This is a genomic window from Modestobacter versicolor, from assembly GCF_014195485.1.
Taxonomy (GTDB): Bacteria; Actinomycetota; Actinomycetes; order Mycobacteriales; family Geodermatophilaceae; genus Modestobacter; species Modestobacter versicolor.
On record NZ_JACIBU010000001.1, the window covers coordinates 146064 to 169737 of the forward strand.

General features: G+C 74.8%; 21 protein-coding genes. 8 read left to right on the forward strand and 13 right to left on the reverse strand.

The window, feature by feature from the left end; translation table 11 throughout:
• Positions 1-18: 18 nt before the first annotated feature.
• Entirely contained in the window at positions 19-630 is a 612-nt protein-coding gene (locus FHX36_RS00670; RefSeq protein WP_258372868.1) for an RNA polymerase sigma factor, read from the forward strand.
• Positions 617-1075 (forward strand): hypothetical protein, encoded by a 459-nt coding sequence (locus tag FHX36_RS00675; RefSeq protein WP_110553073.1) that lies wholly within the window; start codon positions 617-619, stop codon positions 1073-1075. Before FHX36_RS00670 ends, FHX36_RS00675 begins: the two co-directional genes overlap by 14 nt.
• 34 nt (positions 1076-1109) lie before the next feature.
• Here the strand turns inward: FHX36_RS00675 and FHX36_RS00680 are convergent, their stop codons facing one another.
• Positions 1110-2273 carry an RtcB family protein gene (locus tag FHX36_RS00680; protein WP_110553074.1) on the reverse strand — a complete coding sequence of 388 codons (1164 nt, stop codon included), beginning with the start codon at positions 2271-2273 and terminating at the stop codon, positions 1110-1112.
• 150 nt (positions 2274-2423) lie between these two features.
• Between FHX36_RS00680 and FHX36_RS00685 the strand changes: the two genes are divergently transcribed.
• Positions 2424-2894, forward strand: coding sequence for an NUDIX hydrolase (locus FHX36_RS00685; protein WP_110553075.1), 471 nt, complete (start codon positions 2424-2426; stop codon positions 2892-2894).
• 6 nt (positions 2895-2900) lie between these two features.
• Here the strand turns inward: FHX36_RS00685 and FHX36_RS00690 are convergent, their stop codons facing one another.
• Positions 2901-3371 carry a MarR family winged helix-turn-helix transcriptional regulator gene (locus FHX36_RS00690; RefSeq protein ID WP_146251650.1) on the reverse strand — a complete coding sequence of 157 codons (471 nt, stop codon included), beginning with the start codon at positions 3369-3371 and terminating at the stop codon, positions 2901-2903.
• Positions 3372-3451: 80 nt separating this feature from the next.
• Between FHX36_RS00690 and FHX36_RS00695 the strand changes: the two genes are divergently transcribed.
• Together FHX36_RS00695 and FHX36_RS00700 are read left to right on the forward strand one after the other, a co-directional pair.
• Positions 3452-4318 carry an NmrA/HSCARG family protein gene (locus tag FHX36_RS00695; RefSeq protein WP_110553077.1) on the forward strand — a complete coding sequence of 289 codons (867 nt, stop codon included), beginning with the start codon at positions 3452-3454 and terminating at the stop codon, positions 4316-4318.
• 111 nt (positions 4319-4429) lie between these two features.
• Entirely contained in the window at positions 4430-5008 is a 579-nt protein-coding gene (locus FHX36_RS00700; RefSeq protein WP_258372869.1) for an HD domain-containing protein, read from the forward strand.
• An 81-nt stretch (positions 5009-5089) separates the two neighbouring features.
• On the opposite strand, the gene FHX36_RS00705 is transcribed toward FHX36_RS00700, so the two are convergent.
• The 5 genes from FHX36_RS00705 to FHX36_RS00725 all read right to left on the reverse strand — a co-directional run bounded on the left by FHX36_RS00705 (position 5090) and on the right by FHX36_RS00725 (position 14356).
• Entirely contained in the window at positions 5090-11197 is a 6108-nt protein-coding gene (locus tag FHX36_RS00705; RefSeq protein ID WP_183513418.1) for a DUF3320 domain-containing protein, read from the reverse strand.
• 133 nt (positions 11198-11330) lie between these two features.
• A complete protein-coding gene (locus FHX36_RS00710) occupies positions 11331-11570 on the reverse strand; it encodes a hypothetical protein (protein ID WP_110551444.1) in 240 nt (79 codons plus the stop codon).
• Between the two features lie 182 nt (positions 11571-11752).
• Entirely contained in the window at positions 11753-12418 is a 666-nt protein-coding gene (locus FHX36_RS00715) for a hypothetical protein (RefSeq protein WP_110551443.1), read from the reverse strand.
• 84 nt (positions 12419-12502) lie between these two features.
• Positions 12503-13348: a DUF2382 domain-containing protein gene (locus FHX36_RS00720; protein ID WP_110551442.1), complete on the reverse strand. Its 846-nt coding sequence runs from the start codon at positions 13346-13348 to the stop codon at positions 12503-12505.
• 210 nt (positions 13349-13558) lie between these two features.
• Complete coding sequence (locus FHX36_RS00725; RefSeq protein WP_110551441.1) at positions 13559-14356, reverse strand: TetR/AcrR family transcriptional regulator C-terminal domain-containing protein; 798 nt, start codon at positions 14354-14356, stop codon at positions 13559-13561.
• Between the two features lie 206 nt (positions 14357-14562).
• Between FHX36_RS00725 and FHX36_RS00730 the strand changes: the two genes are divergently transcribed.
• Both FHX36_RS00730 and FHX36_RS00735 read left to right on the forward strand, forming a co-directional pair.
• Positions 14563-15531, forward strand: a complete 969-nt coding sequence (locus tag FHX36_RS00730) for a DUF8129 domain-containing protein (RefSeq protein ID WP_110551440.1) — start codon at positions 14563-14565, stop codon at positions 15529-15531.
• Between the two features lie 159 nt (positions 15532-15690).
• Positions 15691-16149, forward strand: a complete 459-nt coding sequence (locus FHX36_RS00735) for a hypothetical protein (protein ID WP_181428692.1) — start codon at positions 15691-15693, stop codon at positions 16147-16149.
• Here FHX36_RS00735 and FHX36_RS00740 read toward each other — a convergent pair.
• On the reverse strand, positions 16146-17129 hold the full coding sequence (locus FHX36_RS00740) for a phosphotriesterase family protein (protein ID WP_110551439.1): 984 nt from the start codon (positions 17127-17129) through the stop codon (positions 16146-16148). The genes FHX36_RS00735 and FHX36_RS00740 overlap by 4 nt on opposite strands.
• A 12-nt stretch (positions 17130-17141) precedes the next feature.
• Positions 17142-17516, reverse strand: a complete 375-nt coding sequence (locus FHX36_RS00745; protein WP_110551438.1) for a PaaI family thioesterase — start codon at positions 17514-17516, stop codon at positions 17142-17144.
• Between the two features lie 88 nt (positions 17517-17604).
• Between FHX36_RS00745 and larA the strand changes: the two genes are divergently transcribed.
• The gene (larA, locus tag FHX36_RS00750; RefSeq protein WP_110551437.1) at positions 17605-18876 is read left to right on the forward strand and encodes a nickel-dependent lactate racemase; all 1272 of its coding nucleotides are present in this window, start codon (positions 17605-17607) and stop codon (positions 18874-18876) included.
• Between the two features lie 61 nt (positions 18877-18937).
• Here larA and FHX36_RS23250 read toward each other — a convergent pair whose 3' ends face one another.
• From FHX36_RS23250 to FHX36_RS00770, 4 genes are all read right to left on the reverse strand, one after another.
• Positions 18938-19234: a UBP-type zinc finger domain-containing protein gene (locus FHX36_RS23250; protein WP_258372628.1), complete on the reverse strand. Its 297-nt coding sequence runs from the start codon at positions 19232-19234 to the stop codon at positions 18938-18940.
• The gene (locus FHX36_RS00760) at positions 19231-20661 is read right to left on the reverse strand and encodes an ATP-binding protein (RefSeq protein ID WP_110551436.1); all 1431 of its coding nucleotides are present in this window, start codon (positions 20659-20661) and stop codon (positions 19231-19233) included. The genes FHX36_RS23250 and FHX36_RS00760 overlap by 4 nt, the downstream gene beginning before the upstream one ends.
• The gene (locus FHX36_RS23255) at positions 20658-22322 is read right to left on the reverse strand and encodes an NAD(P)/FAD-dependent oxidoreductase (RefSeq protein WP_110551435.1); all 1665 of its coding nucleotides are present in this window, start codon (positions 22320-22322) and stop codon (positions 20658-20660) included. The genes FHX36_RS00760 and FHX36_RS23255 overlap by 4 nt, the downstream gene beginning before the upstream one ends.
• Before the next feature lie 102 nt (positions 22323-22424).
• Positions 22425-23672 carry an MFS transporter gene (locus tag FHX36_RS00770; RefSeq protein ID WP_110551434.1) on the reverse strand — a complete coding sequence of 416 codons (1248 nt, stop codon included), beginning with the start codon at positions 23670-23672 and terminating at the stop codon, positions 22425-22427.
• Positions 23673-23674: the final 2 nt, after the last annotated feature.

The following is a 23674-nucleotide window of genomic DNA, read 5'->3' on the forward strand; positions in this document are numbered from 1 at the left end:
CCCGCTGCTCTCCTCGTCGTGCAGACAGCTCCCGACCCGCCGCCGCGCGCGGCCTGGCTCGTGACCGCGCCGGAGGTCTCGACGGCGGACCTGGTCCGGGCTGCCGCCACCGGCGACCGCGGCGCCTGGGACACGCTGGTCGGGCGGTACGCCGGGCTGGTCTGGTCGGTGGCCCGCGGCCACCGGCTGCAGGGGGAGGACGCCGCCGACGTCTTCCAGACGACCTGGCTGCGGCTGGTCGAGCAGTTGCCGCGGATCCGCGAGCCCGAGCGGGTCGGCGCCTGGCTGGCCACCACCGCGCGGCGGGAGTGCCTGCGGGTGCTGCGCCGGTCGGGCCGGGAGACCGTGAGCCGGGCCGAGGTGCTGGAGGCGGTGCCCGACGACGTGCCGGGGTTCGACGAGAGCCTGGTGCGGGCTGAGCAGCGAGAGGCCCTGTGGCACCACCTGCAGACGTCGTCCGACCGGTGCCGGCGGCTGCTGCGAGTGCTGGTCGCCGACCCGCCGCTGAGCTACACGGAGGTGGCGGAGGTGCTGGAGATGCCGATCGGCAGCATCGGGCCGACCCGGCGCCGCTGCCTGGAGCAGCTGCGCCGGCGGCTGGAGGAGGCGGGCGTCGATGTCGACCTCTGACCTGCCCGACGACGAGCTGGTGCGCCGGCTCGCCCGCGCCGTCGCCGTCCACGACCCGGTGCCGCCCGAGCTGCTCGCCTTCGCCCGCGAGGCGTTCACCTGGCGCACGGTCGACGCCGAGCTGGCCGAGCTGGTCGCCGACTCCCGCGAGACCGCCGGCGCCGGGCTGCGCGGGCCGTCCGACGTCCGGCTGCTCACCTTCAGCGCCGGCGACCAGCAGCTGGACCTCGAGCTGCTCGTCGACGGCGCCACCCGGCGGCTGGTGGGGGAGCTGACCCCGGCCGGCCCGGCGCACGTCGTCGTCGAGCACGCGGGCGGCACGCTGACCGAGGACGCCGACGAGCTCGGCCGGTTCCTGGTGGCCGGCGTCCCGCCCGGCCGGATCCGCGTGCGCTGCGAGCCGGCCGGCGGCACCGCGGTCGTCACGCCCTGGCTGGACGACTGACGGCCGGTCTCCCTCGCGGGAGACCGGCCGCTGCTCAGTTGCCCTTGACGTTCACGATCTGGCGCAGCGTGTGCCGCACCTCGACGAGGTCCGCGGCGTCGGCCATCACCTGGTCGATCGGCTTGTAGGCGTCGGGGTGCTCGTCGAGGAACGCGTCCGAGTGCCCCCAGGCGATGCCGCTCATCCGGGCGTCCAGGTCGGCCCGGCTGAACAGCCGCCGGGCGGCGTTCCGCGAGTGGTTCCGGCCGGCGCCGTGCGGTGAGGACATCAGCGAGGGCACGTTCCCCTTGCCGGTGACCACGTAGGACGCCGTCCCCATCGACCCCGGGATCAGCCCCGGCTGCCCGGCCCGCGCGGAAATCGCGCCCTTGCGGGACAGCCACACGTCACGGCCGTAGTGCCGCTCCCGCTCGGTGTAGTTGTGGTGGCAGTTCACCGTCTCGAGCCGCTCGACGTCCCGCCGCAGGAACCGGCCGACCTGGTCGACGACGCGGTCCATCATCTCCTCGCGGTTGAGGTAGGCGAACCGCTGCGCCCAGCGCAGTGCCTCGATGTAGGCGTCGAACTCCGGGTCGCCCTCCACCAGGTAGGCGAGGTCGGGGTCGGCGAGCTCGATGAAGCGCTGCCGGCAGAGCTCCTGGGCCTTCCGGATGTGCCGCTGGGCCAGCTTGTTGCCCACCCCCCGGGAGCCGGAGTGCAGGAACAGCCACACCTGGTCGGTCTCGTCGAGCGACACCTCGATGAAGTGGTTGCCCGAGCCCAGCGACCCGAGCTGCTGCGGCCAGTGCCCCACGGCCGTGTCGGCCTGGTGCGCACCGGGCATCGCGCGCAGCTCGGCGATCCGCGGCTCGGCGCTGTGCCGGATCTTGGTGTTCCGGCCACCGGCCGACAGCGGGACAGCCCGGGAGATCTGGCCGTGCAGCACGTCGAGGTCCTGCCCGGCGAGGTCGCCGGCGCTGAACTGGGTGCGGACGGCCATCATCCCGCAGCCGATGTCGACCCCGACCGCCGCCGGGATGATCGCGCCCTCGGTCGGGATGACCGAGCCGACGGTCGCGCCCTTGCCGAGGTGCGCGTCGGGCATCAACGCCAGGTGCGGGTGGATGAAGGGCATCGCCGCGGTGCGCTCGGCCTGCTCGCGGGTGGTGGGCTCGAGGATGGACGCCCAGTTCAGCAGGCGTCCGTTGATCTTCTCCATGGTCCTTTCTCGTCTCTGGGTGCGGCGCCCTCGTGGCCACGAGCGCGCCGCCGGGGGAGTGGGTGGTGCCCCGGGGCCGGTGCAGTCAACGCGCCAGGCGCCGTCCGCGCACCTGCTTTACCCCGGGGGCCGCCGTGGAAAGCTGCTCCGGTGCCAGTCACCAGGAGCGCCGGGGTCCTGCTCTACCGGCGCGCGGGCGGCGGCGGCGTCGAGGTGCTCATCGGGCACATGGGCGGGCCGTTCTGGGCGCGCAAGGACGCCGCCGGGTGGTCGATCCCCAAGGGCGAGGCCGGTCCGGACGAGGAGCCCTTCGACGTCGCCCGGCGCGAGTTCGCCGAGGAGCTGGGCTCGCCGGTGCCGGCGACGGAGTTCCTGGACCTGGGTGAGCTGCGGGTCTCCGGCGGCAAGCTGCTCACCGTGTGGGCGGCCGAGGGCGACCTCGATGCCGCCGCCACCGTGAGCAACACCTTCGCGATGGAGTGGCCGCCGCGCTCGGGCCGCGTGCAGGGGTTCCCGGAGATCGACCGGTCGGCGTGGTTCCCCGTCGACGCTGCCCGGGAGAAGCTGGTCCGCGGCCAGGTGCCCTTCCTCGACCGGCTGCTGGTGGCCCTCGGGTCGTGAGCGGCGTCAGGGCCCGAGCGGGTCCGGGCCGACGTCGCCGACGTTGCGCGCGATCGCGGACAGCAGGTCGGTGAGCCGCTGCCGGTCGGCGCTGCTGAGCCCGACGACGGTGCGTCGTTCGAGCTCGGCCCAGATCTGCTCGACCCGCCCGCGCAGGTCGCGCCCCTTCGGGGTGAGGGAGACCAGCACGACCCGGCGGTCGTCGGTGGACCGCTCGCGGGTGAGGAAGCCCGCCTCCTCCAGCCGGGCCACGGCCTTGACCGCGGTGGGCGGCTCGACGCCGAGCTCCCTGGCCAGCTCGCCTGGGGAGCGGGGTTCGTGCGCCCACAGCAGCATCAGCAGCAGTTCCTGGCCCGGATAGAGGCCGACCTCGCGCAGCAGCTGCCCGGCGAGGGTGCGGTGCGCCCGGGCGACCGCGGGGATGAGCGCGCTGATCGGACCCACCCGCTCGACCGGTCCTGGAGCCAGTTCGTCCACCCCCGGAATGTATGTGGTCGGCTATCAGTTAGTCGGCTACAGAAACCGCACGAGGCGGCTTCCACCCGAGGGAGTACAGCATGAGCACCGATCAGGACACCCCGCTCGTCGCCGTCGTCGGCGCCACCGGGCAGCAGGGCGGCGCGACCGCCCGGGCGCTGCTGGCCGACGGCGGCCGGGTGCGGGCCCTCGTCCGCGACCCGGCGAAGCCCGCCGCCCGCGCGCTGGCCGAGCGCGGCGCCGAGCTGGTCCGCGCCGACCTCACCGACCCCGCGTCGCTGCGCGGTGCGCTCTCCGGCGTCGACCGGGTCTTCGCGATGACCACGTTCGCCGGCAGCCGCGGCATCGAGGGCGAGGTGGCCGACGGCCGCAACCTGGCCGACGCCGCCGTCGCAGCGGGCGTGCGGCACCTCGTCTACAGCAGCGTCGGCGGCGCCGAGCGGCACACCGGCGTGCCGCACTTCGAGAGCAAGCGCCGGGTCGAGGAGCACGTCGAGGCCCTCGGCGTCCCGCACACCTTCCTGCGGCCGGTGTTCTTCATGGAGAACCTGGGCGCCACCGTGGAGGACGGCGTCGTCGTCCTCCGGCTGCCCCTCCCCGGCGACGTGCCGCTGCAGATGGTGGCGGTGCAGGACATCGGGGCCGCCGCCGCGACCGTGCTGACCGACCCGGGCCAGGTGGCCGGCGGTGCGATCGAGCTCGGCGGTGACGAGCTGACCGGCGACCAGATCGCCGCCCGCCTCGGGGCCCGGGCCGGGCTGCCGGCGCGCTACGAGGAACTGCCGCTGTCCGTGCTCGGTGGCGACGAGGACATGACCCGGATGTTCAGCTGGTTCGCCCAGCGGCCGGCCTACCAGGCCGACCTGGCGGGGACCCGGGCGCTGGTGCCCGGCGTGCACGACCTGGCCGGCTGGCTGGAGAGCACCGGCTGGGCGCCGGCGGCCTGACGGCCCCCGCTGCCTCGTTCCGCCGCTTTCCTGCCATCCGTTCGGCGGAGGAGCATGCGGGGCACGGGCGGGCGGCAGACTCCGCCCGTGCCTCCCGCTCTCCTCGATGCCGTGCCCGACACGGCCGCCGCCCGGTCCGCCCTCCAGGTCGCCGGGGCCTTCCACTCACCCGCCCTGCTGCACCACTGCCGCCGGTCCTACCTGTGGGCCGCGGAGTACGGCCGCTCGCGTGGCATCGGCTTCGACGACGAGCTGCTGTTCGTCTCCGCGATGCTGCACGACATCGGCCTGGTGCCGGTGTTCGACAGCGCCAACGTGCCGTTCGAGGAGGCCGGTGGCGCGGTCGCCTGGGTCTTCGCCGCGGGCGCGGGCTGGGACGCCGACCGGCGCCGGCGGACGGCCGAGGTGATCGTCGCGCACATGGCCGACGAGGTCGACGTCGCCGTGGACCCGGAGGGGCACCTGCTGGAGCTGGCCACCGGGCTGGACATCTCCGGGCGCAACCCCGGCGACTGGCCCGCGGAGTTCCGCGCCGCCGTGCTCGACCGGTTCCCGCGGCTCGGGCTGATCGAGGAGTTCGTCGGCTGCTTCGAGAGCCAGGCCCGCCGCAAGCCGACGTCGCTGGCCGGCCGGTTCGTCGGCTCGGGCTTCGCCGCCCGGGCCCGGGCCAACCCGCTCGACGCCGGCTGAGGGGACCCCGGCGCGAGTAGTGCTCTGCTCCCACGTGGGGAGCAGAGCACTACGTTCGGCAGGGCGGGGTGGTCCTCCGGCTCAGGCGGTGACCAGGCCGTTCGGCTGCTCGGTGAGCCGGCCGCGGGCGACGGTCGCGACGAGCGCGGCCTCGAGCAGCGGGAGCAGCGCCGGGGTGCGGCGCCGATACCCGAACACCTCGAGCGTGCGCAGGTGCAGCTCGTCGCGGGCCATGCCGGCGCTGGCCCGGCAGAGCGCGACCATGGCGTTGCCGATCTCCTCCGGCGCGACCTGGTCCAGCGGCCGGTCGGCGCTGGTGGCCTGACGGCGGAAGAACGTCCAGGTCTCGCGGTCCAGCCCGGGCGGCCACACGAAGTCGCCGTCGGCCGTCGCGTTCTTCGGCAGCAGCGCGAGCAGCGCGTCGCGCCGGGCCTCGGTGACCCGGGTGAGACCGAACGCGGCCGCGGTCAGCCGGGTGAGCCGGTCGCGGTGCACCGGGCCCTCGGCCTTGACCCCGGCGGTCAGCACCCGGCGCACCAGCCGGGCGACGGCGGGGTCGGACAGCTGGTCGAGCTGCTTCTTCACCCCGGCCGGCTTTGGCGCCCAGGGGAAGAACGGCAGCTCCTCGTCCAGCGGCGCGGCCACCGTCGTGGCCGGGGCCTTCGGAGCGGCCTTGCGGGGAGCAGGCGGCGCCGGGACGGCGGCCGGCTCGGGCTCGACCACGGCGACGGGCTCGGGCTCGGTGGGCTCGGGCTCCACGGCGGCGACGGGCTCGGGCTCCACGACGACGGGCTCGACCACGGTGACCGGCTCGACGACAGCGACAGGCTCCACCGGCGCGGGGCGCAGCTGGATGACGTCAGCGAGCGGGCCGTCGTAGGCGGGCTCGGGCTCCACCGCGGCCGGCTCGGGCTCCGGGGTGATGGGCTCGGTCGGCTCAGCAGCGGTCGGCTCAGCAGCGGCGGGCTCAGCAGCCGACTCGACGGCGGCCGGGCCCGGGGACACGGCCTGCACGGTCGCGACCAGCCGGTCCAGCACCTCGTCGCGCTCGGCCAGCCAGGTGGGCAGCCAGACCCGCTCGACCGCCGGCCAGCGCAGCAGCTCGCCGAGCACCTCGACCGGCAGGCCGTCGCGGTCGCCGACCGTCTTCCGCCGCGCCCAGGCGGGGCCGTCGAGCAGCACCGCGAGCAGCGGGGCGTCCGGGGCCTCGGTGCGGGCGACGGTCAGGTCGACCCGGAAGTCCGACAGCCCGACGTCCGTGCGCACCACCAGCCCGCGCTCGCGCAGCGCGGCGGCGATCTCGTCGCGGTGCCGGTCGCGGGCACCGGCGGCCCGCGGCGGACGCGGCAGCGCGTCGGCGCCGAGCGCGGCCACGTCCAGGTAGGCGCGCAGGTGCTTGATGCCCACCGAGGCGGTCTCCTCGGCGCGCAGCTGCTCGGGGTCGAAGGAGGTGAAGACCACGACCTGGCGGCGGGCCCGGGTGATCGCCACGTTGAGCCGCCGCTCGCCCCCGCTGCGGTTCAGCGGGCCGAAGTTCAGCGGCAGCCGGCCGGAGCGGTCGGGGCTGAAGCCGGTGGAGAACAGCACGACGTCCCGCTCGTCGCCCTGCACGTTCTCCAGGTTCTTCACGAACAGGCCCTCGCCGTCGCTGCGGTCCAGCGCCTCGGTCACCCGCTCGTCGCCGGAGTCGCGCAGCAGCGTCTCGATGAGGGTCCGCTGCGGCGCGTTGAAGGTGACCACGCCGATCGAGGGGACGGCGGAGCCGGCCAGCGAGAAGCGGTGCAGCACCTCGGCGACGACCGCCTGCGCCTCGACCGGGTTGGTGCGCAGGCCCGGGCCCGAGCGCAGGAAGGTGCCCTCGACCCGGACCAGCGAGACGCCGCGGCCGTCGGGGCCGGGGGAGGACGGGCCGTGCACCGGCGCCGGGAACGAGGACAGCCGGTTCTCGTAGTACTGGGCGTTGCTGAAGGCGATCAGCGTCTCGTCCTGGCTGCGGTAGTGCCAGGACAGCCACTGCCGGGGCACGCGCGCCTGCACGCACTCGGACAGGATGCTCTCCTCGTCGGGCACGGCGTCCTCGCCGGTGCCCTCGACCGCCTCGGCCGAGGCGTCGTCGTCGGAGCCGGTCGACTCACCGAAGCTCGTCGGCGGCATCTGCTTGCTGTCGCCGACGACGACCGCGGCGTGCGCCCGGCCCAGCGCGCCCACCGCGTCGGCCACCCGGATCTGCGAGGCCTCGTCGAACACGACCAGGTCGAACAGCCCGGCGGTGGCGGGGAAGAAGCGGGCCACCGAGTCGGGGCTGACCAGCACGCACGGCATGACGGCGGTGACCAGCTCGCCGTAGGTCGACAGCAGCCCGCGCACGCCCAGCCCGCGACGCTGCTTGCCCAGCTCGCGCTGCAGCGCGCCGACCTGGCCGTTGCCGGTGGCGGCGTCGAACGGCCGGGCGGCGAGCACCCCGGCGGGCAGCGCGGCGGTCAGGTGCGAGCGGACCGCGCGGGAGGCGGCGGCGAAGCGGTTGATGGTGCGCTCGTGCAGCCCGGCGTCGAAGGCGTCCAGGCCGGTGGCCGCCAGCCGCTCGGCCACCGACGCCTCGGCCAGCCCGCGGTCGAAGGCGCGCACCGCGTCGTCTGCCCGCACCAGGCCGTTGCGCAGCCGGCTGCGGGCCTCGACGAGCCCGGCCAGCCGGAGCGGCTCGAGGGTGTCCAGCAGGCTCACCCAGCGCCGCAGCGACATCGGGTGCACGTACTCCACCCCGCGCTCCGGGCGGGTCATCGTCCAGCGCAGCACCAGCCCGTGCTCGCCGCACCAGGCGGCGAGCAGCTCGGAGTCGCTGGAGCAGGCGGTGAGCAGGTGGGTGACGGCGTCCCGGAGCTTGGCGACGACCCGCGCGCTGGAGGCGTCGGCGACCGGCCCGGCGGCCAGGAACCGGCGCAGCGCACCGGCGAAGCCGGACGTCCCGTCGACGGAGGCGGCCGCTCGGCGCAGCCAGCGCATCTCGGCGTCCAGCACGAACCGGCCGCCATCGGTGAACGGGTTCCACGACGCGGGCACCTGCAGCCCCGGGACGGTCGCCGCGCGGGCGGCGATCCCGTGCACCGCGGCCTGCACGCGGCCCAGCGACTCCAGCAGCGCCGGCACCTCGCGGGGCTTGAGCGAGGAGCCGGGCAGCAGCACCGGGGTGAGCTCGTCGCGCAGCGCGGCGAGCTGACCCCGTCGGGCCCACCAGCCGGCGTCCGAGGCCGCCTGCGCCCGGGCGGCCAGGTCCGCCAGCGGCAGCGTGAGCGCCTCGGGGCCGACCACCTCGAACGACGGGTGCAGCGCACCGGTCAGCGCCGCGACCTCGCCGGACACGTCGGCGGTGGCCGCCGCCCAGCGCTGGGTGCGCACCTCGTCGAGCACGTCGAGCCCCACCCGGGGCCCGGCGAGCAGGTGCACCAGGGCGTCGAGCTCCTCCGGCGTCCGGGCGGCGCGCACCGCGGCGGCCAGCCCGCCCTCGCCGGGCACGTCGCGCACCGCGGTGTCGACGGCGACCGCCGCCTGCTGCACCTCGGTGATGTCGATGTCGATGGTGTCCAGGAAGCCCCAGGCGTGGCCGGCCGAGGGGCGGGCCAGGTCGGCGATGTCGGGCAGCAGCGCGAGCGCGCGGCGGACGGCGGTCACCACGTCCGCGTCCGCGCGGCCGGCGAAGGCGGCGGTGACCGGCAGGGCGTCGATGCCCTCGCCGGCGGCCAGCACGGCGGTGCGCGCCGAGTAGAACGACAGCCCGGCCGGGTTCAGGGCGTGCAGCCGCTCGGCGTAGCGCTCCAGGCTGCGGGAGGCCGAGCGCAGGTCCTCCGCGTCGGCGGCTAGCCCCTGGTCGTCGACCTCCACCGCGTGCTCGAGCGCCGCGCGGATCTGCGCCCGGACGACGGCCGGCCGGCTGCCCTTGTCGTGCAGGTCCAGCGCGAACGGCCCCATGCCCACCGCGTCCAGCCGGCGGGCGACGACGTCGAGGGCGGCCCGCTTCTCCGCGACGAACAGCACCCGTTTGCCCTCGGCGACCGCGCGGGTGAGCAGGTTGGTGATGGTCTGCGACTTGCCGGTGCCGGGCGGGCCCTCGAGCACGAACGTGCGCCCGGCCAGCGCCTCGGCGACGGCCCGCAGCTGCGAGGCGTCGGCGGGCACGGGGCACTGCGCGGCCAGCTCGTCGAGGTCGACGCTCCCCGCGGTGTCCGGTGCCGGGTCGGCGAACGGCTCGTCGGGGTCGGTCAGCAGGTGGGCGACGAGCGGGTTGGCGGCGAACTCCGACCAGTGCTCGTCCAGGTCCTTCCAGAGCCGGAACTTGGCGAACTGGAGGACGGCGAGGTCCGCGGTCGACTCGACCCGCCAGGGCAGCTGGTGCTCGGCCAGCACCGTGCGCACCGCTTGCAGCGCCGCGGTCAGGTCGATGCCGGCGCCGTCCTCGGCCGGTGCGGCCAGGCCGGGCACGCTGAGGCCGTGCAGCTGGCGGAGCTTCTCCAGCAGGCACCAGTTGGGGGTGGCCGCGCCGGCCTCGTCGGCGGTGAGCCGGTAGGCCCCGGTGCGCGAGGCGGGGGTCAGCACGACGGGCACCAGCACCAGCGGCGAGCGCAGCGGGCGGCCGTCGAGCTCCCAGACCAGGCTGCCCAGGGCCAGGTAGAGGTTGTTGGCGCCGGTCTCCTCGACCACGGTGCGGGCCCGGTGGGCCAGCCCGCGCAGTCGCGGCAGGTAGCCGGCCTCCGGGACGTCGACGTGCACCGACCGGCGCTCGGTCAGCAGCTCGGTCAGCTGCTGGGGCGGCAGGTCGCGGGCCGAGCGCAGCCCCCGCTCCACCTGCACGCCGGCGATCCGGTCGCCGGGCAGCAGGGTGACCGTCGCCCCGTTGCCGACCAGGTCCTCGAGCGTGGCGAGGGCGTCGTGCGGCACGGTGAGCGGCAGCCCGGAGCGCTCGGTGTAGTTGATCAGCCGGTTGCGCAGGCTGAGGTCGAGCAGCGCGTTCTTCCACTGCTGCACCCGGGCCGGGGCCTGGGGGGCGGCGTCCGGCGCCGGGGCGGCCGGCCGGGCCGGCTCGTGCGCCGGGGCGCTGTGCTCGGCCGGCCGGTACTCCACCACGTGCACGGTGCCCTCGTCGTCGCGGGTGCGGGCCGGCAGCGGCAGCACGCCGTCGCGCCGGGCGCGGTGGACGTCGGTGACGCCCAGGACCCGGGAGAGGTCGCCGGACAGCCAGGCGTAGGCCGGGCCGTGCAGGTCGGTGCGGGTGTCGCCGCGGTCGGTGAGCAGCGTCGTCTCGACCAGCCGGACCAGGCCCAGGTCGACGAGGTTCACCAGGGCGGAGACGTCGGTGGTGGCGGCGGTCTCGGCGCTGCGCTCCTCGCGCCAGTAGCCGAGGAAGGCGTGGCCCTCGACGATCCAGAGCAGCGGGCGGATGCCGGCCTGCTCGAAGGCGGCGGCCAGGGTGACCACGGTGTCCAGGCAGGTGCCCACCCGGCCGTCGAGGACCTCGCCGGGGGTGCGGACCTGCTGGCCGGTCTCGCCCCAGCTGGCCGGCGGCTCGCTGTAGCGGATGCCGCGCCGGCGGACGGCCCAGGTGAGCGCCTCGGCCACCTCGTCGACGCGCTCGGCGTCGTCGGCGTACCCGGCCATGCTGCCGCTGCCGGTGCCCTCCTCGAGCAGCTCGGCGGCCTCGGCCAGCAGGGCCTGCACGGCGGGGTGGTTGGGCTGGACGTGCGCGGCGAGCATCTCCAGCGCGAGCGGCAGGGGGGTGGCCAGCCACTGGGCGGCGGCCAGCACCTGCACCGGGACCCGCTGCTCGGCCAGCACCCGCCCGTCGGCCACCAGCTCGACCCGCACCGAGCCCGGGCGCGGTTCCTCCAGCTGCAGCATCGCGGCCGGGTCGAGGGTCAGGCCGACGTCGTTGAGCACCGTGGTCTGCCCGGCGTCCAGGTCGACCAGCCGCTCGACGCCGGCGCCGATCGCGCCCTCGGCGTCGGCCACGGACAGCCGGAGGGTGGCGCCGCGCAGGGTCGCGGTGCCGCTGGTCAGCGTGACCCGGGAGACCACCGGGACCGCGTTGTGGGCGAGCGCGTAGCTCACCACCGGGGTGGCCGTGACGTCGACCGAGACGACCGGAGACGACGGTGGCACCGGGCCCTCGGTTGCCCACTGCAGGTCGGCGGCGTTCCCCATGGGGCCTGTCTACCCGCTCGGACGGACCGTTCCCGTCAGGCCGGGTGGTCGGGTGGGGCTGCTGTGACAGCAGGGGTCCGGTGGTGACGGAATTCGCCGGATCGCCCCCGGCCGGAGCGGTCCGGCCGGCCGGTCAGAGCCGGGCGAGCTGGTCGCAGTCGGGGCAGAGCGCGGTGCTGGCCTCGCTCTGGGGCGGCCAGGGGACCTCCTCGTCGCGGGCCACGTAGGCGCCGCAGAGGGCCTTGCGTCCCCGTGCGCCGGAGAGGCCCAGCGTGGCGTGCGCGGGTCCGATCAGCCGGGCCGTCTGGCCGGCCGGGTCGCTCAGCGACCCGACCATCATCACGGCGCGTGCCGTGCGGTACGGAAAGCCCATGCCCCCACCATGGGAGGCGGGGGCGGCATCGTCGGCGCAACACGCTCATCGCGCCAGTGCTGCCGCCCCACTCGCCTCACGGGTCACGCTGCGGGGCAGGTGGCCCCGGACGTGCAGGAGCCGTACCGCCGCCGCTGGCCTTCCCCCAGGCCAACGGTGACGGTACGGCTGGTGTGCACCGGTCAGGCGTCGAAGCCCGCCCGGTCGACCTTGCGGTGGAACCGCTCGCCGAGCTTGCCGCCGAGGACGGCGCCGATCAGCGTGACCACCAGGACGGCGACCAGCGCCACGATGCCTGCGGTGGTGGCGGTGCCCTCGTCGATCGGGATGCGCGGGAGGTTCAGCTGCGACAGCACGTTGTACTTCGCGCCCAGCACCGCGCCGAGGACGGCGAGGGCGATGACGACGAGCAGGCCGATGACCCACACCGCGATGCCCTGGCGGATCCCGTCGAAGCGGGACATCCGGCCGGCGACGTAGCCACCGGCCAGGTAGGCCAGGAAGAGGATGACCAGCATCGCGATGCCGCCACCGATGCCGATGCCGCTGGCGTTGTCCGTCGCGGTGTCGGCGGCGGTGTCGGCCGACGGCAGGCCCTGGGTGAGGCCGATGGCCACCCCGCCGGCCGACAGCGCGGCGATGAGCAGCACCGCCAGACCGTTGGCGGACAGCCAGCCGAAGAACGCGGCGCCCCACTTGATCCCGCCGAAGCGCTCGTGCTGGGCGTCGACGGCGTCGCGCGCGACGCCCTTGCTGGCGCGGGCGCCCGAGCTGGCGGTGTTGTTGCGGAACGTCGTCTCACGGGCGCTGGTCGCGCTCGAGGACTCCGGGGACGAACTGGTGGCCATGGGTCTCTCCAGGGAAGGGGGTGAGGTCGGCGCGGCCGGCGGGCGAGCAGCCGCTCGCCGGCCGCGCCGAGATCAAGGGGCCGGTCAGCGGCGGTTGATGTCCGTGATGCCGTCGGTGTCGGCCTCGATCTGCTCCTTGCGGACCGTGTCGGTCACCGTCTCCTGCTCCGTGACGACCTGGGTGTCCAGCCGCACGCGCTCGACCGGGACGGCCTCCTTGGCGACCACCGGGCGCTCGGCGTGCAGGACGACCTCGTGCTCCTCCTCGGAGATGGCCGGGCCGTCGAGGGCGTCGCCGATGTTGGCGTCGGTGATCGGCTCGCGCTCGATCCGGACCTCCTCGTGGGAGACCGGGACCGTGGTCGTGACGTTCTCGGTCACGATGAACTTGCGGAGGCGGGCGCGGCCGGCCTCGACCTGCTGGGTGCCGACGCGGAGCTGCTCCTCGGAGCGGGTCATCGCGCTGTCGGTCGTCGGGCCGGAGGTGTCGTGGCCGACGGTGCCGTGGCGGTTGGTGTCCGTCGTGGTGTCCGTGTAGCCGGCGGTGGTCGTGTCCGTGTAGCCCGCGGTGCCGGTCGTGGTGTCGGTCGTGGTGTCGGTGTAGCCGGCGGTGCCGGTGCCGATGCCGTAGTAGCGGTAGAGCTCCTCCTCCTCGGCGGGGGAGAGGTGGCCCTGGTCGGCGTCCACGCGCGGGGCGTCCTTGACCTTGGCCTTCTCGTAGGGCACGCGGAGGGTGCCGCCGCTGACGGTGGCGTCGGTGAGCGGGACGAAGGTCTCCGAGGTCCCGAACAGGCCGGTGCTGACCGTGGCCCACTCCGGGCGGCCGGTCTGGTCGTCCAGGTAGACCTGGCCGACCTTGCCCAGCTTGTCGCCGTCGTTGTCCACGGCGTTGCTGCCGATGATGCTGGTGATGTCCTGCTGGCTGATCACGGGGTTTCCTCCAGGGGGGTCTGGGTGGGGTGCAGGCCTCCGCCGTGGTGCGCGGTGGCCGCTGGACCCCCCTGTGCCCCCGCCGTTTACAACGTAAACGGCTTCTGGACGACGATTCGGTGAACGCCGCTCGATGCCGGGCGGCGGCGGACGTCCTCCTGGTGGACTCCCCGCGCACGACCCCGGGGGGACCACCGCCCGGGTCCATGGTCAGGCGAGGTCGCCGACCTCGCCATCCGAGTTCTTCGCCTCGTGCAGCACCCGCTCCAGCCGGTCCAGCAGGTTCTCCAGGGACTCCTCGAACTCCGCGGCCGACTTGTCCTGGCCGAGCAGCTGCTCGGTGCGCAGGAGGTTCGGGTACTCGGTGAGATCGGTGCGCTCCTGGGCCTCCGGGTCGCCCTCGGGCTGGTCGAGCAGGCTGACCTGGGCCCCGATCTGGGTGACCTCGAGCAGCAGGTGGCCGAGCAGGAAGCTGGAGTAGGCGCGGTAGGCGGCGACCGCGGCCGGGTCGGAGAAGCCGGCGTCGTGCAGCGTGCCCAGGAAGGACTCGACCAGGCGCAGGCTGCGCAGCGGCGGGCGCACCCACGGGGCGGCCGGCGGGCGGCTGGCGATCAGCGGGAAGACCGCCGGGTGGGCCAGGGCGATCCGGCGCATGCCGTGGGCCAGCCGGACCAGGTAGTCCTGCCAGCCGTTGTGGTCGGTGATGAAGACGTCGTCGCCGTCCTGGTCGTCGAAGAGCGTCTCGACGACCCGGTCCACCACGCCGTCCAGCAGGTCCTCGCGACCGGGCACGTAGCGGTAGAGCGCCATCGCCTCGACACCGAGCGAGGAGCCGAGGCGACGCATGGTCAGCGCGGCCAGACCCTGGTCGTCGATGAAGTCGATCGCCGCCTTGAGGATGCGCTCGCGGTCCAGCCCGGCCGGGCGGGTCAGCTCCTGGGCTGCCTGCGGGCCCTCCTGGACGGCGATCAGGTCCGGATCGCGCTCGTCGTCACTCGTCGTCGCCATGGTGCACCTCCTGGTGTCGGCCCCACTGTCCTCGTCGTCCCGCGTCGGTGGGCAGGCCGCCCTGGGCGGCTACCCCCCGTGAGGTAGACGTGCGCCGATCGGGTGTGACGACGGACACTGCTAGCACCACGCTTGCTGGAGTTAGCAGTGGGCCGCGAGTGGGCAGTAGGGAGGAGTCAGGTCACACCCGACCCCTTGGAGTCCCCATGACCGACGCCACGCTCATCACCCAGCTCCGCGTACTCCTGACGCTGACGCAGACCGAGGAGCAGATCGCCCGCATCCGGGTCGGCCAGGCCCGCACCGACGCCGTCCGCCGCGAGCTGCAGCAGAACGCCGACAACGCCGCCGAGCGGTCGACGGCCATCACCGAGCAGCTCCGCGAGCTGGCCGGTTTCGGCGACGTCGTCGCCCCGGTGCTCGGCCGGCTGACCGCCCTGGTCAAGGGCACGCTGGAGCAGGCCGAGCCCATCGACGAGGCGCTGCTGCAGGACCTGCAGCTGGAGCACCAGCTGCTCGACCGGGCCACCTACGTCAAGGTGCTCGCCGAGGCGGCGGGGAAGCCCGCGGTCAAGGCGCTGGCCGAGCGGTTGATCGTGGCCCACTCGGCCACCGTCGAGTGGTTGACCGTCGTGCTGGCCGAGCAGGCCCTCGGTGGCCCCGCCGCGCTGCAGGCCACGCCGTTCCAGCGCGTTGCCGGCGGGGCGACCAAGCTGGCCAACCTGCCGGTCCGGTTCGCCGCGAACACCGTCAACCGCGCCATCGGCAGCACCCAGCAGGCCGGCGGCACGCTCAACTCGGTCGTGGACGACGTCGCGCACCGGGCGACGGCGTTCTCCGGCGCCGTCCGGGAGACGCTCACCGTCGGCCGGGTCGCCTCGCTGCGCCGGGCCGAGCGGATCGCCGAGCGGGAGGGCAACACCACCGCGGCCGAGGCCGTGGCCGCCACCCGGCGCGAGCTGGGTGACGTCTCCGCCGACGAGCTGCCGATCAAGGGCTACGACTCGATGTCCACCGCGCAGATCGCCGCGGCAGTGAAGCAGCTCGACGACCCCGCCGACATCACCACGGTCATCCGCTACGAGGAGGCCCACAAGGCCCGCTCGAGCGTCGTCAGCGCCGTGCAGACCCGGCTGGCCGCGCTCGCCAAGCAGGCCGTCGGCGTTCCCGACTGACCGAGCGTCACCACGGGGGGCCGGCACCCACCCAGCCGGGTGGCGGCCCCTCGCGTGCCGTCCCAGGTCGAGCACGCGGAGCGAGCGAGGCCCGGCACGGCGCCGAGAGGAACCTCACGTTGCGTTACAACTCGTCGACTTCCGGCAATGCTGTGCCTCATGACCACTCTGCCCGAGGTCGCCACCACCCCCGAGGTGCTGGAGAGCGAGTTCTCGCTCCTGACCGCAGTGACCCGGCTGGACTTCCTCAGCCGTCGTGACAACGTCGTCGTCGACGAGCCGAACGACAGCGCGGACGACGACGACGACTGGATGCGGATCAAGGACGTCACCACCACGCTCGACGTGGAGGAGGCGCTGGAGCTGCTGGCCCTCGGCGAGGTGGTCGCCCGCAAGGCCCACGAGCACCGCCAGCTGGGCATCCGAGCCGCCCTGCGCGGCGGCGCGGACTGGGCGCAGGTCGGCCGGGCGATGAGCATCTCCGCGCGGGCGGCCTGGGAGCGCCACGTGAGCTGGCTCAACGAGCAGGCCGCGGCCCGCCGGGCCGGCGACCCCACCGCGCTCGACGAGGCGGAGCTCGCCCAGGCCCGGGAGCTCGCCGGCCGCCGTCCCGCCTAGCCCGGCTCGAAGTACCGCCGCGGGGCCTCCACCAGCATCTGGTCCAGCTGCTCCGCGGTGACCCCGTGCTCGGTCAGCATCGGCAGCACGTCGCGGGGCACGTGGGTGTACGTCCAGTTCGGCATCGCCCGGGCCACCGCCGTCCGGGCCTCGCCGGGGAACCAGTCGATGTAGCAGCTGGCGTCCTGGGAGAGCACCATCCGGTCGGCGTAGCCCTCGCCGGCCAGCGTGGCGATCGTGGCCACCCGCGCCGGGGTGGGGTTGTAGACGTCGAGGCCGAAGCGGTCCATGCCGAGCAGGCAGCCGGCGTCGGCCAGCTCGCGCAGGTAGTCCAGGTCGTTGCTGTCCCCGGCGTGCCCGATGACGACCTTGGTGAGGTCCGCGCCCTCCTCGCGCAGCACCCCGACCACCAGCCGGCCGGTGCGCGCCGCCGCCGAGGTGTGCACGGTGATCGGCGCCCCGGTCTCCCGGTGCGTGGCGGCCACGGCGCGCAGCGTGCGCTCGACGCCGGGGGTGAGCCCCTGGGCCTCGACGGCGCACTTGAGGAAGGCGGCGTGCACCCCGGTGTCGGCGATGCCGGTGACGACGTCGCGGGTGAAGTCCTCGACCATCGGGTCCGTCGGGGTGTCGACGAGCGTGCCCGGGCCGCGGTGCGCGTACTGGAACGGGACGTCGGCGTAGGTGTAGAGCCCGGTCGCGACGACGATGTTGAGCTCGGTCTGCGCCGCCACCCGTTGCACCCGGGGCAGGTACCGGCCCAACCCCCACACCGTCGGGTCCACGATCGTGTCGATGCCCAGCGCCTTGAGCTCGTCGAGCTTGGCGACCGCGTCGGCGACCCGTTCCTCCTCGTCCCACCAGTCGCCGGTCCCGTAGTTCTGCTGGTGCTCGGTGGACAGCACGAAGACGTGCTCGTGCATGAGGGTGCGGCCGAGGTCGGCGGTGTCGATCGGGCCGCGGACGGTCTGCACGGTGGGCACGGCTGCCCCAGCTCAGCGGTGGAGCACGGCGAAGGTGGCGACCGCGTGCACCAGGGTGCGGCCCTCCTGCTCGACGTCGGCCTCGCAGACCGTGAGGTGGTCACCGGACTTGCTCACCCGGCCCGTCACCTCGAGGAGGCCGGGTCGGCCGGGGCGCAGGTAGGTGACGGTCAGCTGGCTGGTCGCCGGGACGTCGGCGTCACCGGTGGTGCTGCGCACCGCCTGGCCCATCGCGGTGTCGACCAGGGTGGCGAGGACGCCGCCGTGCACCGTGCCGGCCTCGTTGAGGTGCTGCTCGGTCGCGTCGAGCTCCAGGCGCGCCGTCCCGTCGTCCGCCGTCCGGCCCCGGACGCCGAGGGTGTCCGCGAAGCTCGCGTCGTCTGCCATCCGCGGCAGCTACCCGGAGTCGACTCGTCGACACGTCGACCGGGCACCCGCGTGGTCTGATGGGGCACGCGACGTCGAGGAGGACACCGTGCAGGCAGTGACGCTCGCCTACGGGCGCGGAGGGCTGACCGTCGAGCTGCCCGACGACGCGGCGGTGATCACCCCGGTGCAGCACCCCGCCGCCCCCGACGTGGCCGCCGAGCTGCGCCGGGCGCTGCGCGAGCCGGTGGGCGGCCCACCGCTGCGCGAGCGGGTGCGCCCCGGCCAGACCGTGGCGATCTCCGCCTGCGACGGCACCCGCGCCCAGCCCCGGCACCTGATGATCCCGGCGGTGCTCGAGGAGCTCGACGGCATCGTGCGGCTGGAGGACGTCGTCGTCCTGGTCGCCACCGGCACCCACCGGGCCAACACCGACGCCGAGCTGCGGGCGATGTTCGGCGACGAGGTCGTCGACTCGGTGCGGATCGTCAACCACGACTCCCGCGCGGGCGACACGCACCGCTGGGTGGGCACCTTCGGCGACGGGGTGCCGGTCTGGCTCAACGAGCAGTGGGTGGACGCCGACGTCCGGCTGACCACCGGCTTCGTCGAGCCGCACTTCTTCGCCGGGTTCTCCGGGGGGCCGAAGATGGTCGCGCCCGGGCTCGCCGCGCTGGACACCGTGCTGGTGCTGCACGACGCGAAGCGGATCGGCGACGAGCGGGCGACCTGGGGCGTCACCCAGGGCAACCCGGTGCACGACGACGTCCGGGCGATCGCCGCGGCCACCGACGTCACCTACTCCTTCGACGTCGTGCTGAACACCCGGCAGGAGGTCATCGCGGCGTTCGGCGGCGACGTGCTGGAGATGCACGCGACGGCGATCGAGCGGGCCCGCGAGGTGGCGATGGCCCCGGTGGACGCCCCGTTCGACGTCGTCGTCACCACCGGCTCGGGCTTCCCGCTGGACCAGAACCTGTACCAGTCGGTGAAGGGGATGTCCGCCGCCGCGCAGGTGACCAAGCCCGACGGGCTGATCGTCTGCGCCGCCGCCTGCGAGGACGGCTTCCCCGACCACGGCTCCTACCGCGAGGTGCTCACCTCCGCGGCGTCCCCGGAGGCGCTGCTCGAGCTGATCAGCGCCCGCGAGCAGACGGTGCCCGACCAGTGGCAGGTGCAGATCCAGGCCCGGATCCAGTCCGCGCACCGGGTGGTCATGCACACCGACCACCTCAGCGACGCCCAGCTCGCCGAGGCGCACCTGGAGCAGACCGCCGACATCGCCGCGACCGTCGCCGAGGCCGTGGAGAAGGCCGGCCCGGGCGCCCGGGTGTGCGTGCTCCCGGAGGGCCCGCAGACGATCCCCTATGTGAGGAGCTGAGAAAGGACCCCGTCGCCCCCACCCCTCGCTCCGCTCGGGCCGGGCCCCTGCGACGGGGCCGTCAGAGCTGGGACGCGGGGAGGAGCAGGGCGCTGTCGGGGTAGCACCACGCCCAGTGCTCGCGGGGCTCGGCGGAGGCGACCACCGGGTGGGCGGTCGCGCCGGCGTGAGCGGTGGCGTGCCGGTGCGGTGAGGAGTCGCAGCAGCCGACGTGGTCGCAGGTCAGGCAGCGGCGCAGGTGCACCCACTGCCCGCCGGTGCGGAGGCAGTCCTCGCACGCCGTCGCCGGACCCGGGGCGGGCGGTGCGTCGGCGGCGTGCGCGCAGGCCACCCCGTCCTGCACCGCCCAGCGGCTCACCCGCGGGTTCGGCTGCGCGGCAGCCGCACGCAGAACGTCGTCCCCTCCGGCCCGGTGGTGTAGCTCAGCGAGCCGCCGTGCCGGCGCTCGACGATCCGGCGGGCCGTCTCCAGGCCGAGCCCGCTGCCCTCACCGGCCGGCTTGGTGGTGACGAAGGCGTCGAACAGGCTGGTGCGCACCGACTCCGGCACGCCCGGCCCGTCGTCGCCGACCTCGACGAAGACCGCGTCGGCGTCGGCCCGGGTGCGCAGGGTGAGCAGGCCACCGCCGGCCATCGCGTCGGCGGCGTTGTCGATGAGGTTGGTCCACACCTGGTTGAGCTCGGCCGGGTAGCCGGGGACGGTGGGCAGGTCGGCCGCGTACTCGCGGTGCACCTGGATGCCGTTGAGCTTGCGGGCCAGCATCACCAGCGTGCTCTCGATGCCGGGCTTGACGTCGAGGTCCTGGTGCTGGGCCTGGTCCATGTGCGAGTACTGCTTGACCGCGCCGACCAGCGAGGAGATGCGGGTGGCCGCCTCCTCGATCTCGTCCATCAGGGTCTCGGTCTCCAGCGTGTAGCGCAGCCAGCCGAACGCCGCGCTCCACTCCAGCCCGGAGTCGACCTGCTCCACGACGTCGTCGACCCACTGCGCGTCCATGCCGGCGGTGGCGAACACCGGGGCCAGGTCGTAGGCGTTGTCCACGCCGACCTCGTCGAGCCGCTCGGCGATCGACTCCTCGAGGTCGCTCTCCTCCAGCGCGGTGAGGTCGGGGCGGGGCTTGCTCGCCCGCTCGACCGCGATCTCCTGGGCCTTGACCAGCCGGCCGACCAGCTCCGGGGACAGCCCGCTGCCGGCGAGCAGGCCGAGCTTGTGCCGGATGCCGCTCAGCCGGCCGCGCAGCTGCTCGGTGGCGCGCACGGCGGCGGCCGCGGGGTTGTTCAGCTCGTGGGCGAGGTTCGCCGACAGGTGCCCGAGCTGGACCAGGTGCTCGCGCTGGCGCATGGCGGACTCTGTGGCCCGCACCCCCTCGTACAGCCCGTCGAGCAGGTGGACGGCCATCGGGCACTGCTGGGTCACCAGCGTCGCGAAGTCGGCGGCGGACAGCCAGAGGAAGCGGCTGGGCCGGGTGGTGCGCAGCGTGGTCTGGTACTCCTCCGGGTGGCCGGTGGCGTAGGCCCGCACCGCGCCGGAGTACGCGCCGCGAAACGTGGTGTCGTTGATGACGACGTCCTCGCCGTCGGCGTGCTTGGTGAGCAGCAGCCCGCCGTCGAGCAGCATGTACAGCGCGTCGGCCGGCTCGCCCTCGGCGAAGACGACGACGTCGCCGTCGAAGACCCGCACCTCGGCCCGCTCGGCGACCCACTGCAACTCGGGGTCGCCGAGGGACTCGAACAGGAACAGCGTGCGCAGCTCGGCGATGTCGACCTGCGGGGTGGTGGCGGTCATGCGTGGGCCTCCAGGTAGCGGTGCACGAGCGTGACGGCCATGGCGCCCTCGCCGACCGCGGACGCGACGCGCTTGACCGAGTCGGCCCGCACGTCGCCGGCGACGAAGACGCCCGGCACGGAGCACTCCAGGTGGAACGGGGCCCGGGACAGCGGCCAGTCCGCCGGCGGGCGGCCCTCGGCGTCCAGCAGGTCGGGGCCGGTCTGCAGGAAGCCGCGCTGGTCGCGGGCGAAGGCGTCGCCCAGCCAGCCGGTCGGCGGCTGGGCGCCGATGAAGACGAACAGCCGGGACGCCGGCACGGTGTGCGTGGCGCCGCTCTGCGAGTTGGCCAGCACCAGCCGCTCGACGTGGTCGGAGCCCTCGACGGCGACGACCTGGGTGCAGGTGAGCACCTCGATCGCCGAGTTGGACTCGATCCGGCTGACCAGGTACTCGGACATGCTGCGGCGGATGTCGGTGCCGCGGCACAGCATCACCACCCGGCTGGCGAACTTGGCGAAGTGCAGCGCCGCCTGGCCCGCGGAGTTGGCCGCGCCGACCACGTAGACCACCTCGCCCTTGCAGTCGGCCGCCTCGTGCGCGGCGGCGCCGTAGTAGACGCCGCGGCCGGCGAACTCGGTGGCCCCGCGGGCGGGCAGCATCGTCCAGGAGACGCCGGTGGCCAGCACGACGGCGTGCGCGGTGACCTCGCTGCCGTCGGCGAAGTGCAGCGCCCGGCCGTCGCCGTTGGGCGAGATCGAGGTGACCTCGCTGGCGGTGAGCACCTCGACGCCGAAGCGGACCGCCTGGTCGCGGGCGCGCTGGGCGAGCTCGGCCCCGGAGACGCCGTTCGGGAAGCCGAGGTAGTTCTCGATCCGGCTGCTCTGCCCGGCCTGGCCGCCGGTCGCGGTGCGCTCCACCAGCAGCGTGCGCAGGCCCTCGCTGGCGGCGTAGACCGCCGCGCCCAGCCCGGCCGGGCCGGCGCCGACGACCACGACGTCGTAGAACGGGCTGCCCGCGGTGGTGGCCAGCCCGCACTTGTTCGCCACCTCGCGCAGCGACGGGCGGCTGAGCACGGTGCCGTCGGGGAAGACGGTGGCCGGCAGCTGGGCGTCGTCCTCGAGCTCCGCGGCCTTGCGGATGCCGGCGGCGTCCTCGCCCTGCAGGTGCCGGTAGGGCACCTGGTTGCGGGCCAGGAACTCCTTGAGCTCCTGGGTCTCCGCCGACCACTGGTGCCCGAGCAGGGTGAGCCCGTCGAAGGGGGCGCGGGCCGCCCGGCTCCAGGCCTCCAGCAGCTCGTCGAGCACCGGATAGAGCAGCTCCTCCGGGGGGTCCCACGGCTTGAGCAGGTAGTGGTCGAGGTCGACGTCGTTGATCGCCCGGATGGCGGCGTCGGTGTCGGCGTAGGCGGTGAGCAGCACCCGCTTGGCGGTGGGCACCAGGTCCATCGCCTGCTCGAGGAACTCGACGCCGGTCATCCCGGGCATCCGGTGGTCGGCCAGCAGCAGGGCGGTGGTCTCGCCGCGGGCGGTGAGCTCGCGCAGCACGGCCAGCGCGTCGGCGCCGCTCTCGGCGCGCACGATGCGGTAGCGGTCGCCGTAGTGGCGTCGCAGGTCACGGGCGACGGCGCGGCTCACCGCGCGGTCGTCGTCGACGGTGAGCAGGACAGGTCGAGCGGGCACAGCACCTCCGGTCAGCGCCGTCGGGGGTGGCCGCCCGGGTGAGCGGGCCCCCGGTGGCCCCTCCATCCAACCCGGGAAAGGTGAACAGCGGTAGTCCCGCGGTCAGGCCGCCGGACGCGCCTGGCGGGGCATCGCCAGGGCGGCGAGCAGGCCCAGCCCCAGCACGGCCGCGCTCACCGCGAACGCCACCTGGAAGGAGAACGCGTCGGTGAGCCAGCCGGCCACCAGCGGCCCGACGACCGCGCCGAGGTCGGCGACCATCTGGAAGACCGCCACCACCCGGCCGCCGCGGGCCGGGCTCACGTCGCCGACCACCGCGGCCGGCACGCTGGCCAACAGCGAGGCGCCCAGCCCGAACGTGGCCATGGCCAGCAGGAACGCGCCGGTCGCCGGGGGGAGCACCAGGACGGCGATCGACGCGGTCGCCAGCCCGGTGCCCACCACCAGCGACGGTCGCCGCCCCCAGGAGTCCGACAGCCGGCCGGCCCGCAGCAGACCGACCGCCTGCGCCACCGACCCGGCGAGCAGCCCGGCGCCGGCCCAGGCCACCGTCTGGCCGAGCTCCTCGGTCACGTACAGCGGCACCAGCGAGTTGCGCACCCCGAACAGCACCCAGCCGACGCCGAGGTTCGCCACCAGCGCAGCGACGTAGGCGCGCGAGCGCAGCGCCGACCGCAGCCCGCCGTCCCCGGCGCCGGGCGGCGGGACGGCGGCGGTCGAGGGCTCCGGGCCGCCGCCGTCGTCCACCGCGGGGCCGGCCGGCGGGTCGGCCGGGGGCAGCGCCGCCGGCCGGAGCAGCACCAGGGCGACCGCCCCGGCGATCAGCAGGAACCCGGCGTAGACGAAGAACGGCACCCGGGGGGAGATCTCGGCGAGGAAGCCGCCGGCGGCCGGGCCGGCGATGCCGCCGAGGATGAAGCCGCCCTGGTACGTCGCCGCGGCCCGGCCGCGCTGCGCCGCCGGCGCGGTCCGCAGCAGCAGGGAGAGGGCTGCCACGGTGAACATCGCGCTGCCGATGCCGCCGGCGGCGCGCAGCGTGACGAACAGCGGGAAGTTGCCGGCCAGGCCGGCCAGCCCCGTGGTGACGGCGACGACCGCCAGCCCGGCGGCCAGCACGGCGCGCTCGCCGGCCCGCTCGACCAGGGCGCCGCTGCCGAACGCGGAGACGAACCGGAAGAAGGCGAAGGCGCTGACCGCGAACCCGACCGCCGTCGTCCCGACGCCGTAGTCGCGGACGAACAACGGGATCGCGGGGGCGACGACGCCGAAGCCGAGCGCCACCACGAAGGCGACGATCGCCAGCACGCCGACCTCGCGGGGGAGCGAGCCGTCCTCGCCGCGTCGTCGCACGA

Excerpts from the sequence above, each read along its gene's own strand:
- FHX36_RS00675 (WP_110553073.1), top strand. The coding sequence starts at position 617 with ATGTCGACCTCTGACCTGCCCGACGACGAGCTGGTGCGCCGGCTCGCC.
- FHX36_RS00680 (WP_110553074.1), bottom strand. The coding sequence starts at position 2,273 with ATGGAGAAGATCAACGGACGCCTGCTGAACTGGGCGTCCATCCTCGAG.
- FHX36_RS00695 (WP_110553077.1), top strand. The coding sequence starts at position 3,452 with ATGAGCACCGATCAGGACACCCCGCTCGTCGCCGTCGTCGGCGCCACC.
- FHX36_RS00705 (WP_183513418.1), bottom strand. The coding sequence starts at position 11,197 with ATGGGGAACGCCGCCGACCTGCAGTGGGCAACCGAGGGCCCGGTGCCA.
- FHX36_RS00710 (WP_110551444.1), bottom strand. The coding sequence starts at position 11,570 with ATGGGCTTTCCGTACCGCACGGCACGCGCCGTGATGATGGTCGGGTCG.
- FHX36_RS00715 (WP_110551443.1), bottom strand. The coding sequence starts at position 12,418 with ATGGCCACCAGTTCGTCCCCGGAGTCCTCGAGCGCGACCAGCGCCCGT.
- FHX36_RS00725 (WP_110551441.1), bottom strand. The coding sequence starts at position 14,356 with ATGGCGACGACGAGTGACGACGAGCGCGATCCGGACCTGATCGCCGTC.
- FHX36_RS00730 (WP_110551440.1), top strand. The coding sequence starts at position 14,563 with ATGACCGACGCCACGCTCATCACCCAGCTCCGCGTACTCCTGACGCTG.
- FHX36_RS00735 (WP_181428692.1), top strand. The coding sequence starts at position 15,691 with ATGACCACTCTGCCCGAGGTCGCCACCACCCCCGAGGTGCTGGAGAGC.
- FHX36_RS00745 (WP_110551438.1), bottom strand. The coding sequence starts at position 17,516 with ATGGCAGACGACGCGAGCTTCGCGGACACCCTCGGCGTCCGGGGCCGG.
- FHX36_RS00760 (WP_110551436.1), bottom strand. The coding sequence starts at position 20,661 with ATGACCGCCACCACCCCGCAGGTCGACATCGCCGAGCTGCGCACGCTG.